A 15,195-nucleotide genomic window follows, 5' to 3' on the forward strand; every position below is an offset into this window, starting at 1 on the left:
GGTTTATATGCAGAAAGGAAATTATACAATGAATCGCAGAACATTTTTAAAAAGGTCTTTAGGAAGCTTATTAACATTATTTGGTTTGAGCGGAGGAACGTATTTTTATGCTCGTGAGATAGAACCTTCTCTCCTGAAAATCACAGAAGAATCAATTACATCTCCACAAATCCCCAACGCTTTTAACCAGTTTAAAATTGTGCAATTTTCCGATACCCATTTAGGTTTTCATTATAGCTTAGAGCAACTCGAAACGCTTGTTACGAAAATTAATAATCTGGAACCCGACTTGATTTTATTTACAGGGGATTTAGTAGATGAGCCTAATAATTATCACTGGGACGACAGTCTCATCCGCATATTACAGCAGCTGGAGGCGCCTGAAGGAAAGTTTTGGATTTATGGAAATCATGATCATGGGGGCTATGGAACGGATATTTTATACGAAACCTTTGAAGCAGCTGATTTTACCTTGCTCCAAAACAATGCCTCCCGTATCCATCGTAAGGATGCTTCCTTTCTGCTTGCAGGACTGGATGATGCAATGCTTGGGAATCCGGATGTCAGTCAATCGTTAAGAAATCAGACAGCTTCTGATTTTACCATTCTTCTTGCGCACGAGCCTGACCTTGCCGATATGGTGAAGGATTATCCTGTAGATATTCAATTATCAGGTCATAGCCATGGAGGACAGGTCCGGTTACCTTTTATTGGCGATTTATATACGCCGGCATACGCAGAAAAATATGTACAAGGGAAATATAGTGTTTCAGATAGATTGACATTATACGTGAACAGCGGGATTGGAACCACCCGTTTACCTTATCGATTCTTCTGCAAACCGGAGCTGCATGTATTTACATTACATCCAAATTAATGCTTTAACCTGCAGAAATGTTTTGTTTCTTCATGGGAAAACCTCGGTTTTCTTCTGCAGCAACGACTGCGGAATCAAATTTACAGGGCTCGATTATCTTCCAACTTAAAAGAATTGGATTGCAGTAAAATGTTATCGGGAGTAAGATATCCGGACAGCCCGGTTTAAAATGTCATAATTCCTTCATATGAGAGTCTTTTTCAACATTTTCCCCAATGCTATAATGAACATAAGTTACAGTAGGAAAGGGTTTAATGATATGAGACATTATTTATTACTTATCGGTTTATTTTTCATATTAGCAGGCTGCGGACAGGGTTACGCTATTGAAACAACCATGTCAGAACAGGTCCCGGAGTTTGAGTATACGACACAAGATGAAGAACAGCTCTCGCTTGACGATTTAAAAGGAGAATGGTGGATTGCTGATTTTATCTTTACAAACTGTACCACCGTTTGTATGCCGATGACATATAATATGGCTCACCTGCAAACCATGATGGAAGAGGAAGGCATCGATGCACAGATTGTTTCTTTTAGCGTAGACCCAGATTTCGATACCCCTGAGGTATTAAAGGATTATGCTTCCAACTATGATGTGAATTTCGATAACTGGTCTTTCGTCACTGGTTATGATTTTGAAACAATCCGCGAATTTTCCATTAAGCATTTTAAAAACCTTGTTCAAGCTCCGGCAGAGGGAGATGATCAGGTTCTCCACGGGACATCTTTCTTTTTAGTCAGCCCGGAAGGCGAAGTTGTCAAAAATTATGATGGGGTGGAATTTGATAACATGGATGCAATTCTTGATGACTTAAAAAAAGTAAATTAGAGAGCGCGATATTTCAATAAAGCATTTCCACGGCACTAAAATGATATCTCTTCTTGCTCATCTGAAAAAGACCTTAGCCGGGGTCTTTTTTTCTTCCCTGAATTCGGCAATACTATCATGCCTTCCTAATCATCCACAGTATATTTTTCTCAGCACGTGCTTATGTGCGTAAACCTTGCTGGTGCAAGCATTATCCAAGCTTTTATTTTTTCAGCCGGCACAAAATAAGTGCATTTGTTCGTATTTTTTCGATATAGTATTGAAATTCCATAAATTTTAAGTTAGAGTATTAATTAAATATAGATTGATTGAATCCTTTTTTAAAGGGAGAGACTAAAAATGAAACATGACGTTGAGGTTCAAAAGCTGGCGCAGGCTTTATTTGTTATTAATAAGCATGCAAAAACGGCTCCTGACCCGAAGCAGCTGTATCAATTAAAAAAACAAGCCATCGAAAAATTATTAAAAGAGAAAAAAGCTTCTAAAAAAGGGTTGCATTTTTCTGACCACCCTAAGCTTAGCAACCAACATTCTACAGTGCTTATTAAGGTTGGAGACTATTGCTTCCATATCCCTCCTGCCAAAGAGGATTTAAAACATCTGAAGCATCTGGGTGCATTAGATCAAAGCTATCGCAACCCGCCTGTAAAAATGTCTTTATCTCAAGCAAAACGGCTTATTTGTCAGTATATTAACTGGAAGCAGGAAAAACCAAAATCGACCCCTGCCAAAAAACATCGCTCCAGCTATTACGTACCTTCTTCGTTAGGAAAAATGGATTGGCCTCCTGCCCGCTCTAAAAAGAAATAAGGAAGCCAGCCAGACACTCATCTTTGGCCCATTTTTCGTATCTAAACATTTTATTGCCGTATTAAAAAGAAAATAACGTTTGCCGAGGATTATTTTCTTTTCAGTAAAAATTGATGCAATAATGGAAAAACAGCTAAGCAGATGCCTAAAAAAGCGAGGCTTTGCATAGTAGTCCTTAGAAAGTGCCAAGCATCCCTTTCCTGAATGACAGCTGTTATAATCGCTAAACTGATCACAATGATGCTTGCGCCGATATATGCCAGAAAGCGCATCATTTGCTTTCTAATTGCCCATTGGTATATTTTTTTCGTCAGATAGTACACAGCTGTACTGCATAACAGCATCATAATGACATAAACATAAGCAATATTAATTCCAATATTTCCGATAGATACTATCCCTGACAGCAGCATGTTCTCACCTTTTCTTTCTGATTTCGCTGCTATTCAGTTTCGTCATGTTGAAACGATTTTATACGGCAGTAAAATCCCTTATTTGATGAAGATGAACAATAAGAACAGGGCTGCTTCGGAATCGTTTTTTTATAACCTTTCCCCTCTCCAATAAAAAACCGCTTTAGCAAGGATTTCTCCTACTCAGCGGTTAATTCATTTTTATTCTTTTTATGATTCAATAAAAAAGCTTCTTGTTTCTTGTCTAACTTCTCTTCAATTTGTGATATACTTTTCTCATCGTTTAATAATTCCTGTCTATTCATGTCAACAAGTTGTTCGAAATTAAGAGATCTTGGTCGCATATTGTATTCTCCTTTTATTTTATTCTATATTTTTATTATACCCAATTTCATTCGTATTAATCCAAATTATTTGAACATTTAATGAAAATTTTACTTTTTAAGCGTAGGTGATTATGTTGAAGCATTTAATAAATAACAATGTAAAAAATATTGAAATATCGGGAATCCGTAAATTCTTTAATCTGGTCTCTGATGAAAAGGACGTCGTTTCTTTAACAATCGGACAGCCAGATTTCCATACTCCGGATAATGTAAAAAATGCAGGAATTCAGGCGATTGAGAATAACTTTACAACGTACACGCCGAATCAAGGAATCTGGAAGTTACGAAAAGCCATACATACCTATTACAAGACAAATTATGAGCTGACTTATCAGCCGGAATCGGAAATTATTGTTACCTCTGGAGCGTCTGAGGCAATTGATATTACTTTCCGGACCATCCTTATACCTGGGGATGAAGTGATTTTGCCAAGTCCTATTTACCCCGGCTATGAACCGCTGATTACGCTCGCTGGTGCCAAGCCGGTTCATGTAGATACAACTAATACCGGGTTTAAGTTTACTCCGGAAGCATTGGCAGAGGCTATCAATGAAAATACCAAATGTATTGTTCTTCCTTCCCCTTCTAACCCGACTGGTGCAGCCTATTCTAAAGAAGAATTAGAAGCTCTTGCCGGAGTGATTAAAGGGAAAGAAATATTTATTTTATCCGATGAAATCTACAGTGAGATTGTTTTTGATTTTGCCCATACATCGATTGCTTCGATTTCCGATTTAAAAAATCAAACCATCGTTATTAACGGTGTATCTAAATCACACTCCATGACAGGCTTCCGTATCGGATACACCCTTGCTCCTGAATGGATATCAGAGCAAATGTTGAAGGTTCATCAATACAATGTATCCTGTGCTGCTTCCATCAGCCAATACGCTGCTTTAGAAGCACTGACTACTTATCAGGAGCACACAGCACATATAAAAGAAGTGTTTAAAAAACGCAGGGATTATGTATATGAACGTTTGACAGGCATGGGGCTGGAGGTTGAGCAGCCGCAGGGTGCATTTTATATTTTTCCAAAGCTGGCATTAAATGATATGAGTTCATTTGATTTAGGGCTCTCCCTGGTCCGGGACGCCAGAGTCGCTCTTGTTCCAGGAAGCAGCTTCTCTAAAGACGGCGAAGGCTATATGCGTCTAAGCTATGCCTATCACGAGGACATTTTAAAAGAAGGATTAGATCGATTAGAAGCATACCTGTTAAATAAAAAGTAAACGGAAATTATTTCTCTTCTGCAATATATTTTTCAATTGTTTCCACTGGCATGTTTGCGCAAAATCGCGTAAACATGCTACGATAAAAGGAGACTATGCACGTTTTGGAGATGAGTTAGTGGAAAATACCAATCAAAAAAAAGAATGGGTAGGCTGGCTGAAGGCAATTATTATTACGATAATGCTTGCTTTTTTTCTCAGAACATTTATTTTTGCCACTTCTATTGTAGAAGGAGAAAGTATGTATCCCACTCTTCAGGATGGAGAGCGTGTCATTTTCAATAAAATTGTTTACACAATAGATGACCCTGGCAGGGGCGATGTGGTCATCATCCATCAGCCGCCAAAAAACTATGTAAAACGTATTATCGGGATGCCCGGAGAAACGATAGAAATTGAAAACAGTCAATTATATATCGATGGTCAGGCCTATCAGCAGCATTTTTTAAGCGATGAAGTCATTGCACAAACCAATAATTTCGGTCCGTTAGAAATTCCTGAAAATAATTATTTTGTCATGGGAGACAATCGACTGATCAGTAAAGACAGCCGCAATGGACTTGGGTTTATTCCACGAGATGATATCATCGGCAAATCTGAATTAATTATTTATCCCTTCAACGAATTTGGCTGGATAGACTAAAAGCAGAACACTGGATTCTTATTTTCTTCAAGAAAATAGAAACAGCATTCTGCTTTTATAATGACGGAAAGACTACTCTCTATCCATTACGCAGTAACCAATATTCAAAACAAGAATCGCAAAACAAACCACACCGAAAAGCATTTCCATCATGAAGCACTCCCTTCGCTTATGTACAAAATATGATTTACTCATTTCACTTATATAATTCCATTTTATCAATATCTCTACATAAAATAAAGGAGAAAATGTAATTGCATACTGTTTGCTAAGTAATTCCTGTATTCTTTATTATTTGCTTTATAAATCTCCTGTCTTTTATAAAGCCTGCTGAAACAATAACAGAGGAAGTATCAGAACGCTGCTGTTAAAAAACTAGGGCAAACGTCTATACACATTTTATCTATCTGCATACAGTAATACTGTAAGTTCAGGAGGTGAAAAGCATGGGCTATGGATATGGTGGCGGCTACGGTTACGGTGGCGGCTATGGTGGCGGCTACGGAAACGGCTTTGCGTTGATTGTTGTTCTTTTCATTTTACTAATCATCGTAGGAGCTGCATTTTACTGCTAAACACAAAATGGCTTGTGCTAAAGGCACAGGCCATTTTATTTTACATACTAACTATTCTTTTCTTAATGCCCTTTACCCAATAATCATTCTTTCCTTCGGGTAATTAAATTTCGCAGGATCTTTTTTACGACGGAATACTAAAAGGAACGTGAGAATACCGACCCGTCCAATAAACATTAATATCATCAATATTATTTTACTGAATGTGGTTAAGTCATCTGTAACCCCCAGGGATAACCCCACTGTTCCGAAAGCAGAAGTAACTTCAAAAATAAGCGCATCTAATGAATACGGCTCTAAATAACTAAGTATCATAACAGAAGAAAATACAACCATTATTGCAAAAAAAGTTACGGTCACCGCTTTATTTAAATCTACCTCGTAGACCTCTCTGTGAAAAATTTTAACACTTCTTCCGCCACGGATAAACGTAAATAGAAAAATCAGAACCAGCGCAAAGGTCGTTGTACGGATTCCTCCTCCGGCACTGCTTGGAGATGCCCCAATAAACATCCATGCAGACATAAATAAATGATTGGTATCTGATAATAAAGTTAAGTCCATTGTTGCCAATCCGCCGCTTCTTGTGGTAACAGACTGAAACAACGCATAAAAAAAGGATTCATGCCAGGCAACACCTTTAAAAAATCCATTTATATCAAACAAATAAATTCCAATCGCACCAACCAAAACCAAGCTAAAAAAAGTTACTGACGTCAGCTTCGTAAACAAACTAAAATGAAATTGGTTTTTTAACTTTCTTTTATGCAAAAGATATTCCTTTATCTCTATGATGACCGGATACCCGATAGCACCAATGATAATAAGCACCATACTGATTATTTGAACAAAATAATCAGATTGAAAAGGAATCATGGAATGCCCCGTAATATCAAAACCTCCATTTGTCACCGAACTGATAACCATGAAAAAACCTTGCAGAAATGCTTCTCCTAAGGAATCATAATACCTCATAAAATAGACGCCTAATATAATAAAGAAAACTGCTTCAACCGCCAGCAGCAAGAATATAATATTCTTGATTAACTGTACCATGCCGTTAAAATGCGTTTGATTCTGGTCGGTCATAATCATGCTTCTTTCTTTAAAGCCTATCCGTTTCCCTAAAATCACCCAGAGTATCGTACCAATTGCCATAATCCCTACTGCTCCAATCTGCATCATCAGAGCTAAAAAAATAATTCCTGTGGTACTCAATGAATCCGCAATGGAAATAGTACTTAATCCCGTTACACTAATCGCACTGACAGCTGTAAAAACGATATCGATAAAAGGAATATCAATACCGGACTTATGCGAAACAGGTAAAGATAGCAATATAGTCGATAACGCTATCGCAGCCATATAATAAATCAATAGCATTTGAAATGGAGAACGCCGGATGGGCGTCTCAAATTTTTTTCGTTCTTTATTCATTGTTTTTCCCTTCTTCTTATCATGTGAATACTGTTTGCACATGTTTAAACAGTACGCTTAAAAGGACCAGTCGGATCAGAGCACATCGTGTTGCGATGATTTCTGCGCTGCCCGCACGTCGCGGATCTTCTTGGGAGAAGCTCCTTTTCCTGACATATCATTTTTTATTGGATTTTGTGAACATCCTCTAATAGATTTCTTTGAATTTTTGAATTAACTCCTCTCCCTCATAACCATCCTCTACAAGCGCAGTTAATAGCTGCTCCACATCTTTCTTTTGTTTATCAATAATTTTCCCCATCAGCATTACATTCATTTGTTCTCCGATTTCATGCATCTCTGTCATCTTTGTTATAAATGAAGCAGGTTCATTGCTCTCTTTTGTAATGGTTGCTTGCACCATCAGTTCTTCATGTTTTTTATCCTCAAAATAATTCCAGTAATTACGATTAATAAATCCTTCAATCAACCATGTATCATAATCATCTTCCCGATTAATAATGAGACCGTCAATCAGCTCCACTTCTGTTCCTTCTAATCCTTTATCATAATCTAAAACAACTAATTTACGCAGTTTAAATGTTTTCAAACACATCGCCCTCCAGTATATGTATCTTTTGGTTTTTACTGTTCTCACCCGCCGGTTGCTGCCCATGTTATTATAAAGATTTATATTGCCTTTATAATAACATAATTTCTTTACGCCATTCATTGTATAAGAGCAAGTTTCTTGGAACCGATGTAAATCCCATGATACACTTACTATCGAGTATTGTCTTCAAAATAAATCATTATAATAACTTATGGAACAGTATAGACGAAGAGGAGGAACCCGTATGAATCAAGTCATTGAAACATTAATGAATCATCGCTCTATTCGAAAATTTTCAGATAAACCCTTAAACAACGTTCAAATAAGAACAATTGTAGAAAGTGCACAACGTGCCTCCACCTCCAGTAATGTGATGGCCTACAGTATCATCGGTGTATCGGACCAGGACCTCAAGGAAAAACTCTACGACATTTCGGGACATAAGCATGTAAAGAAAAATGGTCATCTGCTTATTTTTTGTGCGGATTTGCACCGTCTTGAACAACTGGATGGAATCGAACATACCGAAAATCTGGAAAGCACTGAACAATTTATAGTAGGAACAATCGATGCCGCTTTAGCTGCTCAAAATGCTGTCGTTTCTGCTGAATCATTGGGACTGGGAATCTGTTTCTTAGGAAGCCTTCGTAATGATATTCAGGCTTTCAACGATGTTCTGGAATTACCGGATCATGTGGTTCCATTGTTCGGCCTGGCGATTGGCTACCCGGCAGAAATACCAGATATCAAACCACGTTTGCCGTTTCCGGCAATTTATCACGAAAATCAGTATATTCCTTTTGACAAACAAAAACACTTTATTCAGGAATACGATCAGACTATGAAAGATTATTATGAATCGCGAAATTCGAATAACAAACAGGAAACATGGACAGAACAAATGAGCCAAAAATATAAAAAACCAACACGCATGGATGTAGGACCTTTTGTAAAATCAAAAAACTTAAACAAACAATAAATAAAATTTAACATTTGGATAAGCTTCCATCTGTTGCGATATATGTTAAAAACGACAGGTACCTGTCGTTTTTTTATGTTTACGTTCATTATCCTTCCAACGTCAACACGATTCCTGTTATTTACTTTCCCTCCCGTCACCTGCTTTTACACGTCTTCATTGCTTTCTGCTTTCCTGTCCATATAGGTTTTGGAAATTGTTTACAAGCATAAAATATAATTATTTCATCAAAATAATAAGTGCAAGATATGAAAAGGAGTGAGGAAGATGACAGTAGGCACACAAGTTCAACAAACTGTAGCAGGTTTAAAAAGTGCTCAGGCGAGTCTGGAGCAATTTGCTCTTCAAACAGATAATAAACAAGCAAAACAGCTATATAAAAATGCAGCACAACAAACACAGGGTATTTTAGACCAATTAGAACCGAGGATGCAACAAATTACGCAGGAAGAGCCTCAATACAAACAGTAATAAGATATGTCAGCAAATACAGGAAAACAGGGGGACTGTCTGGTCCTCCGCCCTACATATTTCGTTACAGAACAGGATGTGAATATATGCGAAATAAAAAAATGGCCCTGCTGCTCCTCTTTATTCTTTTTTTAGCCGGATGTAATCATCAGAATGAATCTTCTTATTCAGAAAATCCAAATATAAAGCATTTATCCACCAATTCCTCTCAGGATCCCGCAACACAGGCAAAGGAATTGCTGATTGATAAAGATGATATTACTGCTGTTCACGCAGTAAATACAGAGGATACAATGCTCGTCACTATCGAAATTCCTCATCATGAGCGTTTTTCGCTGCAAGATAAAACGGAAGCCTATCAAAAAGAACTCGAACAGGCCTTTCCTGATTTTACAATAGAATTATCGACGGATAAAAAGATCATCCTGGAAACAGCAAAGCTGGAAGAAAAAATGGATAATCAAACATTAACAAAAGAAGAAATCAAGAAAAAAATGAAGGAAATCATCCATCTGTCCAAGGAACAGACTTGATATTTGATGACGAGCTATCTTCATTTCTTTCGTGTATTAACCTGAAAAGGAGTGCTTTCCATGGGAGATAAAAAGAAACAAAAGCTACAGCCAAATCAACAGCGCTACCAGGCTTTTCAACAAAAGCGGGAAACCAAACGGCCTGTCTTTAAAAACTGCATCAAAGCTTTTCTTATAGGCGGATTTATCTGTTTCATCGGACAGCTCATCTCTACTTTCTATATTTATCAATTTAATTTCACAGAGAAAACAGCTGGAAATCCGACGATTGCTACATTAATTTTTATTACAATGCTGTTAACCGGATTTGGGGTCTATGACCGTATTGCACAGGTTGCCGGAGCGGGATCTGCAGTGCCGGTGACAGGGTTTGGTAATGCCGTTATTTCTTCAGCAATCGAATATCGTTCTGAAGGCTTTATTCTCGGCGTGGGCAGCAATATGCTTAAACTTGCCGGCCCGGTAATTGTTTATGGTGTTTTTTCTGCATTTGTCGTAGCCATTATTAAAACCATACTTACGCAATGGGGGGGATTCTAATGCTGAAAGGACATCAATCCTGGATTTTTGAAAATCGGCCGGCTATTCTTTCTACAGGAACAATCGGCGGACCATTTGAAGCAAAAGGGAACATCCCCGAGGCATTCGATACGCTTCATGAGGATATGTGGCTCAATCAGGATTCCTGGGAAAAAGCCCAGCAAAAAATGCTGGAGGAAGCGATACAGACTACATTAAAAAAAGCCCGCATCGAAAAAGAAAATATTGAATTTTTGATTGCCGGCGACTTAATCAATCAAATGACACCGACCAGCTTTGCAGCAAGTACAAGCAGCATTCCTTTTTTGGGAGCTTTCAGCGCTTGTGCTACCTCAATGGAAAGCCTGGCACTTGCAGCTTCTATTATAAATGCAAAGGGAGCAAATTATATTCTTTGTGCCGCTTCCAGTCATAACGCAGCGACAGAAAAACAATTTCGCTATCCGACAGAATACGGCGGACAAAAACCTCCAACCTCCCAGTGGACAGTTACCGGAGCCGGTTGTGCGCTTGTTGCTCAGAACGGAACAGGACCGGCTGTTACTTCGGCGACGATTGGAAAAGTAGCTGATATGGGGATGACAGATCCATTTAATATGGGGGGCGCGATGGCTATCGCTGCTGCTGATACGATTGAAGCACATCTACGGGACCTGCAGATAGATCCGTCTTATTATGATCTAATCATCACTGGCGACCTGGGGCATGTGGGCAGAGAGGTTTCTTTTGATTTATTGCGTGACAGAAATATTCCGATTGAATCAGAAAAATATGTGGATTGCGGGATTACAATTTACCGCGAAGATCAGCCAGTTCTTGCTGGAGGCAGTGGTGCAGCATGCTCTGCTATCGTGACATATGGCCATTACCTTCAAGAAGTCATCAAAGGGAATTTACAACGAATTCTTGTGGTGGCAACCGGGTCTTTGCATTCAACCTTGAGCATTCAGCAGAAAGCTCCTATCCCATGTATTGCACATGCAGTGTCAATCGAAGCAAGAGGTGAACATCTATGATTTTTTTCTGGGCATTTGTAATAGGAGGACTTATCTGCGTTATCGGACAAATTATGTTTGATGTATTTAAGCTATCTCCTGCACATACATTATCTATTCTGGTTATTGCTGGAGCGATTTTGGATGGACTCGGCTGGTATGAACCGCTTATTGATTTTGCAGGAGCAGGCGCTACCGTTCCTATCACAAGCTTTGGGAACTCTTTAGTTCATGGAGCTATGCAGGAAGCGGATAAACACGGATTAATCGGTGTCGTAACTGGAATGTTTGAGGTTACAAGTGCTGGTATTTCAGCAGCCATTATATTCGGTGTCATCGGCGCCATGATATTCAAACCAAAAGGATAGGAAGATGTTTTATGACAGTAGGATCACAGGTAAAGACGTGCTACGCTACATTAAAATCCATTGAAGCAGGATTAGATTTATTATACGCCGCTTCCATGGAACAGGATTTAAAAGCCGCGATTGGAGAAGCTTCGCAGCTAATCAAAGAAACACGCCATGATATACACCAGCAGGTTATTCATATCGACAAACAAGAACCGCAATATAAGTCATAAGGAGGGAAAATCATGCCTGAATGGATATCCATTATTATTCGCTCCATTATTTTAATCACCGTCTTATTTTTCTTTGTAAAGTGGCTGGGCGCAAAGCAATTATCGCAGCTCAATATATTTGAAACCATTTCGGGAATCGTACTCGGAGGAATTGCCGCCTTCCATACAGTGGATCCGTATAATAGCTTTTATTATGCATTATTAGCGATGTTTGTATGGTTTATTGCTGCCTTCACCATTGAAAAGTTATCATTAAAAAGCAAACGGATGCGAGATTTCACGGATGGGAAAAGTACTGTTTTTATACAAAATGGAAAAATTATGGAGGAAAACTTAAAAAAAGAAGGCTATTCTACCGATGATTTATTGGAAAAGCTTCGAAACAATAATCAATTCCTCGTTTCCGATGTTGAATTTGCCGTATTAGAGCCGACTGGGGAATTAAATGTTTTGCCTAAAAAGGAAAACCAGCCCATCACTTTAAAAGACTTAAATATCACTCCAGCACCAGCAAAAGAACCGCAAACGGTTATTGCTGACGGCAATATACTGCTGGAGCCTCTGGCTAATGCTTCCTTAAACCCGACGTGGCTGGAAGCAGAGTTAGAAAAACAAAATGTTACCATAGATAATGTGTTTCTCGGTCAAGTAGACCATCAGGGACAATTATTTCTTGATCTCTATGACGACCATATCACCGTTCCTGAGCCGGCACAATCTGCTCTGTTATTAGCCAGCATGAAAAAATGCCAAGCAGATTTAGAGCTGTTTGCTTTAGCTACTGATAACCCTGCATCCAAGGAAGTATATGACCGGAACCAAAAACGGATGCAAGAAGCGGTCAACCGGATGGAGCCCTATTTAAAATCATAAATATCGTTCTAATGCTTGCTTTTCCTTTGACCAGTGCCAATACAATATAAAGCAGAGAGACTATTATAGCACATCAGCGCTCGTCAGTCTCTCTGCTTTTATTCTTCATCAATCTGCCGCTTCTTCCTATAGGAATTCTTTTTTAAATATCCGCTTTAAGAAATACGAATAATTACCTTTCCAAACTGTTTTCCTTCATCCAAATAACTAAGTGCTTCTACACTTTGATCCAAGGAAAAGACACGGTCAACAACAGGATGCAATTGGTATTTCTCTGCATGTGCTAACGCAGCCATAAGTTCTTCCCGGCACCCCATTGTAGAACCAATCAATTTGTATTGTCCATAGAAGAAAGCACGTAAATCAAAATCAATAACATCCTCTGTTGTCGCACCGAATGTAACAAATTTACCGCCTTTTTTCAAAATGGCTAAAGAACGTTGAAAGGTTGCTTTGCCGTTACTATCAATTACCATATCAATGGTTTCATTGCTTAATTTCTCTTCCCAATCATCTGCCGTATCTATCACGACATCCGCACCGAGCTCTCGTGCTTTTTCTCTTTTCTGTTCACTTCTTGAAGTTGTAATTACCCGGGCACCGATATTTTTTGCAAATGCAATCAAATAAGTCGCAACACCGCCGCCTGCTCCGGGAATAAATACCGTTTCTCTTTTTTCGAGTTCCCCTTTAGTAAACATTGCCCGATATGCTGTTAATGCAGCTAACGGAAAGGCTGCCGCTTCCTCCCAGCTCATATATGCCGGTTTTGGTTCTACCTGATCTTCAGAAATCACAATTTTTTCAGCAAACGTACCATGGTCTGGCATGCCTAAAATATCAAACTCTTTCGGCGGCGCCTCACTATTTCGTACCCAGCGTAAAGCCGGATTGATAATCACTTCATCGCCAACTTTTACATCGTTGACATTTTTTCCTAACTCTTCAATGATTCCCGCTCCATCTGAGCCAAGAATCAATGCTTCTTCCGTTTCTTTACGACGGTTCGGAATAGCTAAATCTCTCCGGTTAAGCCCTGCTGCTTTCAATTTTACAACAACTTCTGATCCTCCCGGACTTTGGAGCTCCATCTCTTTCATATGCAAGCTTCCATTTTCATGTACTAGTGCTCTCATCCGCTAATACCTCCTTCAAATAAGCTCCCATTTGCTTCAATTGTTTACGGTTTGTGATGTCTTCAGAAAAAAAGGGAATATACAAAATCGTTTGAGCAGAAAAGTCCACGGCGATACGTTCTAAATAGATTTTTTCATTTTGTTTCCGTTTTTCAAAAAAACCGGCGCCGGTCTCCTCTGGCAACACTTTATTGACAATAATGTAAGGAACATCTATCTGAAATTTCTCCAGGAGATGAATTGCTTTTTTGGTTTCCGATATTGGTAATTTCTCCGGATTCAAAACAAATAGAAAGGTTGTTGCCTGCTTATCCAATAGAATTTCTCTTGCCTTGGTAAACCGCTGTTTTCTTTCTTGTAATGTATCGTAAATAGGATCATCTACGGCCTGTCCATCGTTTAGCAATTGCGAATATTGTGTATTCGTTTTTTTCCTTTTATTTAATAGACCTTCAATCCAAATTCCCATTAATTCCGGAAGAGATAACAACCGAATCGTATGACCTGTTGGAGCCGTATCAAATACTAGTTTATCAAACCTGGTCCCTTCTTCCAAAATAATTGATATGAGTTTATCAAATAAGGCAGCTTCATCTGCTCCCGGCGAGGCTTTTGCTGTGTCTAATTGCCGGTGTACCTCTTCCATCATCTGAACATGGACAACCCCCTGAATGTTCTCTTTAACCTTTTGAATATACGCGTCTGTTTCTTTTTCAGAATCAATTTCCAGCGCATATAGATTTTTTTCAATATAGGTAGTATTTCCACCGATCTGCTGCTGAAAAATATCGCTTATATTGTGAGCTGGATCCGTTGAAATGAGTAAGGTACGATAGCCTTTTTCCGCATATCCCGTTGCCAAAGCAGCTGCCGAGCTGGATTTCCCGACGCCGCCTTTTCCTCCCACAAAAATAATCCGGTTATTATCTCCAAGCATCCTTTCTCTCCTCCTTCCAATGTATGGCCAGCATGCCCGCCCAATTTTTTAACAGCAGCGAATCCCATTAAGCGGTGATTTATCCATTCCCATTCGCAAATGCCAATCATGAAAGGATTCAATGATATACGGGTATAATTCCAACGTATAATAATAAACCGGGTTCGGTATTCCTACCATTTCAGAATATAGAAGCAGCAAGAAAAAATCATCTTCGTTTCTTAATTCTCTGGCTACTTCTGTTTTATGCGGCAAGCTGATTACTTCCTCATAATAGTGGATCAACTGTTTTAACCTGTCTGTGAACATTTTCCCGCCCTCCCGGCTATAATTTATTTATATCGAACCTCC

At 38.8% G+C, this 15,195-nt stretch carries 20 protein-coding genes and 1 pseudogene; 14 read left to right on the forward strand and 7 right to left on the reverse strand.

The features are described from left to right. Positions 1 to 28: 28 nt before the first annotated feature. The 3 genes from MKX55_RS15655 (at position 29) to MKX55_RS15665 (ending at position 2,519) form a co-directional block, all read left to right on the forward strand. Entirely contained in the window at positions 29 to 877 is an 849-nt protein-coding gene (locus MKX55_RS15655) for a metallophosphoesterase (RefSeq protein ID WP_339233432.1), read from the forward strand. Between the two features lie 259 nt (positions 878 to 1,136). Next, positions 1,137 to 1,709, forward strand: a complete 573-nt coding sequence (locus tag MKX55_RS15660; RefSeq protein WP_339178491.1) for an SCO family protein — start codon at positions 1,137 to 1,139, stop codon at positions 1,707 to 1,709. A 339-nt stretch (positions 1,710 to 2,048) separates the two neighbouring features. Then, on the forward strand, positions 2,049 to 2,519 hold the full coding sequence (locus MKX55_RS15665; RefSeq protein WP_339178493.1) for a YkyB family protein: 471 nt from the start codon (positions 2,049 to 2,051) through the stop codon (positions 2,517 to 2,519). A gap of 89 nt (positions 2,520 to 2,608) precedes the next feature. Here the strand turns inward: MKX55_RS15665 and MKX55_RS15670 are convergent, their stop codons facing one another. Together MKX55_RS15670 and MKX55_RS15675 are read right to left on the reverse strand one after the other, a co-directional pair. Next, positions 2,609 to 2,932, reverse strand: a complete 324-nt coding sequence (locus MKX55_RS15670) for a hypothetical protein (protein ID WP_339178495.1) — start codon at positions 2,930 to 2,932, stop codon at positions 2,609 to 2,611. 179 nt (positions 2,933 to 3,111) lie between these two features. Further along, entirely contained in the window at positions 3,112 to 3,276 is a 165-nt protein-coding gene (locus MKX55_RS15675) for an FbpB family small basic protein (RefSeq protein WP_084613003.1), read from the reverse strand. Between the two features lie 116 nt (positions 3,277 to 3,392). Here MKX55_RS15675 and MKX55_RS15680 point away from each other — a divergent pair, with 116 nt between their 5' ends. The 3 genes and pseudogenes from MKX55_RS15680 to MKX55_RS15690 form a co-directional block, all read left to right on the forward strand. After that, on the forward strand, positions 3,393 to 4,550 hold the full coding sequence (locus MKX55_RS15680; protein ID WP_339238547.1) for an aminotransferase A: 1,158 nt from the start codon (positions 3,393 to 3,395) through the stop codon (positions 4,548 to 4,550). Between the two features lie 118 nt (positions 4,551 to 4,668). After that, positions 4,669 to 5,193, forward strand: a complete 525-nt coding sequence (gene lepB / locus MKX55_RS15685) for a signal peptidase I (RefSeq protein ID WP_281422719.1) — start codon at positions 4,669 to 4,671, stop codon at positions 5,191 to 5,193. Between the two features lie 494 nt (positions 5,194 to 5,687). Next, positions 5,688 to 5,768 (forward strand): annotated as a pseudogene (locus MKX55_RS15690) (YjcZ family sporulation protein); the annotation flags it as partial. A 72-nt stretch (positions 5,769 to 5,840) separates the two neighbouring features. On the opposite strand, the gene MKX55_RS15695 reads toward MKX55_RS15690, so the two are convergent. Next, entirely contained in the window at positions 5,841 to 7,205 is a 1,365-nt protein-coding gene (locus MKX55_RS15695; protein ID WP_339233433.1) for a TrkH family potassium uptake protein, read from the reverse strand. A 187-nt stretch (positions 7,206 to 7,392) separates the two neighbouring features. Then, positions 7,393 to 7,794: a YwpF family protein gene (locus MKX55_RS15700; RefSeq protein ID WP_339233435.1), complete on the reverse strand. Its 402-nt coding sequence runs from the start codon at positions 7,792 to 7,794 to the stop codon at positions 7,393 to 7,395. Positions 7,795 to 8,041: 247 nt separating this feature from the next. Here MKX55_RS15700 and nfsA point away from each other — a divergent pair, with 247 nt between their 5' ends. From nfsA to MKX55_RS15740, 8 genes are all read left to right on the forward strand, one after another. Further along, positions 8,042 to 8,776, forward strand: coding sequence for an oxygen-insensitive NADPH nitroreductase (gene nfsA / locus MKX55_RS15705; protein WP_339233437.1), 735 nt, complete (start codon positions 8,042 to 8,044; stop codon positions 8,774 to 8,776). Positions 8,777 to 9,043: 267 nt separating this feature from the next. Further along, positions 9,044 to 9,247: a DUF1657 domain-containing protein gene (locus MKX55_RS15710; RefSeq protein WP_042535315.1), complete on the forward strand. Its 204-nt coding sequence runs from the start codon at positions 9,044 to 9,046 to the stop codon at positions 9,245 to 9,247. Between the two features lie 86 nt (positions 9,248 to 9,333). Then, positions 9,334 to 9,780: a hypothetical protein gene (locus tag MKX55_RS15715; protein ID WP_339233439.1), complete on the forward strand. Its 447-nt coding sequence runs from the start codon at positions 9,334 to 9,336 to the stop codon at positions 9,778 to 9,780. A 60-nt stretch (positions 9,781 to 9,840) separates the two neighbouring features. Continuing rightward, entirely contained in the window at positions 9,841 to 10,320 is a 480-nt protein-coding gene (spoVAC, locus tag MKX55_RS15720) for a stage V sporulation protein AC (RefSeq protein ID WP_042535319.1), read from the forward strand. After that, positions 10,320 to 11,336 (forward strand): stage V sporulation protein AD, encoded by a 1,017-nt coding sequence (spoVAD, locus tag MKX55_RS15725; protein ID WP_042535321.1) that lies wholly within the window; start codon positions 10,320 to 10,322, stop codon positions 11,334 to 11,336. Before spoVAC ends, spoVAD begins: the two co-directional genes overlap by 1 nt. After that, on the forward strand, positions 11,333 to 11,683 hold the full coding sequence (spoVAE, locus tag MKX55_RS15730) for a stage V sporulation protein AE (protein ID WP_042535322.1): 351 nt from the start codon (positions 11,333 to 11,335) through the stop codon (positions 11,681 to 11,683). Before spoVAD ends, spoVAE begins: the two co-directional genes overlap by 4 nt. 11 nt (positions 11,684 to 11,694) lie before the next feature. Next, complete coding sequence (locus MKX55_RS15735) at positions 11,695 to 11,898, forward strand: hypothetical protein (protein WP_339233442.1); 204 nt, start codon at positions 11,695 to 11,697, stop codon at positions 11,896 to 11,898. A 12-nt stretch (positions 11,899 to 11,910) separates the two neighbouring features. After that, positions 11,911 to 12,771 carry a DUF421 domain-containing protein gene (locus tag MKX55_RS15740; protein WP_042535326.1) on the forward strand — a complete coding sequence of 287 codons (861 nt, stop codon included), beginning with the start codon at positions 11,911 to 11,913 and terminating at the stop codon, positions 12,769 to 12,771. Between the two features lie 155 nt (positions 12,772 to 12,926). On the opposite strand, the gene MKX55_RS15745 is transcribed toward MKX55_RS15740, so the two are convergent. The 3 genes from MKX55_RS15745 to MKX55_RS15755 are packed head-to-tail and all read right to left on the reverse strand — an operon-like array spanning position 12,927 to position 15,153. Next, a complete protein-coding gene (locus tag MKX55_RS15745; RefSeq protein WP_339233443.1) occupies positions 12,927 to 13,907 on the reverse strand; it encodes a zinc-binding dehydrogenase in 981 nt (326 codons plus the stop codon). Continuing rightward, entirely contained in the window at positions 13,888 to 14,844 is a 957-nt protein-coding gene (locus tag MKX55_RS15750; RefSeq protein ID WP_339233445.1) for an ArsA family ATPase, read from the reverse strand. The genes MKX55_RS15745 and MKX55_RS15750 overlap by 20 nt, the downstream gene beginning before the upstream one ends. A gap of 48 nt (positions 14,845 to 14,892) precedes the next feature. Further along, positions 14,893 to 15,153 carry a cory-CC-star protein gene (locus MKX55_RS15755; protein ID WP_042535332.1) on the reverse strand — a complete coding sequence of 87 codons (261 nt, stop codon included), beginning with the start codon at positions 15,151 to 15,153 and terminating at the stop codon, positions 14,893 to 14,895. Positions 15,154 to 15,195 lie beyond the last annotated feature (42 nt).

This window comes from Oceanobacillus sp. FSL W7-1281, from assembly GCF_037969835.1.
GTDB lineage: Bacteria > Bacillota > Bacilli > Bacillales > Amphibacillaceae > Oceanobacillus > Oceanobacillus oncorhynchi.

Coding starts and splice junctions, on each gene's coding strand:
- MKX55_RS15655 (WP_339233432.1), top strand. CDS start 29: ATGAATCGCAGAACATTTTTAAAAAGGTCTTTAGGAAGCTTATTAACA.
- MKX55_RS15710 (WP_042535315.1), top strand. CDS start 9,044: ATGACAGTAGGCACACAAGTTCAACAAACTGTAGCAGGTTTAAAAAGT.
- MKX55_RS15665 (WP_339178493.1), top strand. CDS start 2,049: ATGAAACATGACGTTGAGGTTCAAAAGCTGGCGCAGGCTTTATTTGTT.
- MKX55_RS15735 (WP_339233442.1), top strand. CDS start 11,695: ATGACAGTAGGATCACAGGTAAAGACGTGCTACGCTACATTAAAATCC.
- MKX55_RS15745 (WP_339233443.1), bottom strand. CDS start 13,907: ATGAGAGCACTAGTACATGAAAATGGAAGCTTGCATATGAAAGAGATG.
- MKX55_RS15675 (WP_084613003.1), bottom strand. CDS start 3,276: ATGCGACCAAGATCTCTTAATTTCGAACAACTTGTTGACATGAATAGA.
- spoVAD (WP_042535321.1), top strand. CDS start 10,320: ATGCTGAAAGGACATCAATCCTGGATTTTTGAAAATCGGCCGGCTATT.
- MKX55_RS15740 (WP_042535326.1), top strand. CDS start 11,911: ATGCCTGAATGGATATCCATTATTATTCGCTCCATTATTTTAATCACC.
- spoVAC (WP_042535319.1), top strand. CDS start 9,841: ATGGGAGATAAAAAGAAACAAAAGCTACAGCCAAATCAACAGCGCTAC.
- MKX55_RS15715 (WP_339233439.1), top strand. CDS start 9,334: ATGCGAAATAAAAAAATGGCCCTGCTGCTCCTCTTTATTCTTTTTTTA.
- nfsA (WP_339233437.1), top strand. CDS start 8,042: ATGAATCAAGTCATTGAAACATTAATGAATCATCGCTCTATTCGAAAA.
- MKX55_RS15670 (WP_339178495.1), bottom strand. CDS start 2,932: ATGCTGCTGTCAGGGATAGTATCTATCGGAAATATTGGAATTAATATT.
- MKX55_RS15750 (WP_339233445.1), bottom strand. CDS start 14,844: ATGCTTGGAGATAATAACCGGATTATTTTTGTGGGAGGAAAAGGCGGC.
- MKX55_RS15660 (WP_339178491.1), top strand. CDS start 1,137: ATGAGACATTATTTATTACTTATCGGTTTATTTTTCATATTAGCAGGC.
- spoVAE (WP_042535322.1), top strand. CDS start 11,333: ATGATTTTTTTCTGGGCATTTGTAATAGGAGGACTTATCTGCGTTATC.
- MKX55_RS15755 (WP_042535332.1), bottom strand. CDS start 15,153: ATGTTCACAGACAGGTTAAAACAGTTGATCCACTATTATGAGGAAGTA.
- MKX55_RS15695 (WP_339233433.1), bottom strand. CDS start 7,205: ATGAATAAAGAACGAAAAAAATTTGAGACGCCCATCCGGCGTTCTCCA.